This is a genomic window from Marinobacter iranensis, assembly GCF_029207565.1.
In the GTDB taxonomy this organism is placed as follows: Bacteria; Pseudomonadota; Gammaproteobacteria; order Pseudomonadales; family Oleiphilaceae; genus Marinobacter; species Marinobacter iranensis.
Genome location: NZ_JANCMW010000318.1, coordinates 1 through 253, shown reverse-complemented (window position 1 = coordinate 253; position 253 = coordinate 1). Strand labels below are relative to the sequence as shown.

Here is a 253-nt window from a genome sequence, read left to right as displayed (position 1 = left end):
CGTGCCGGCGGAGATGGACGGCGTGCCCGGCATCAGCTTTGCCGGCATCGCGCCGGGCGAGACCTTCACCTATCGCTTCGAGGTCCGCCAGAGCGGAACCTACTGGTATCACGCTCACACGCTCGCCGAGCAGACGGGACTCTATGGAGCGATCATCGTGGAGCCAAAACAGGTGCCGACGGCGCGGGCGCCCGATCGCGACTATTGCATCGTGCTCAGCGACTGGTCGGACGAGCCGCCGCTGCAGATCTTC

The 253-nt window shown here is 66.0% G+C and carries 1 protein-coding gene; it reads left to right on the top strand.

Annotated features, from left to right (window positions below; all coding sequences use genetic code 11):
- Positions 1-22 precede the first annotated feature (22 nt).
- A partial coding sequence (locus NLU14_RS22535) for a multicopper oxidase domain-containing protein (RefSeq protein ID WP_476738664.1) occupies positions 23-253 on the top strand: 231 nt, incomplete at its 3' end.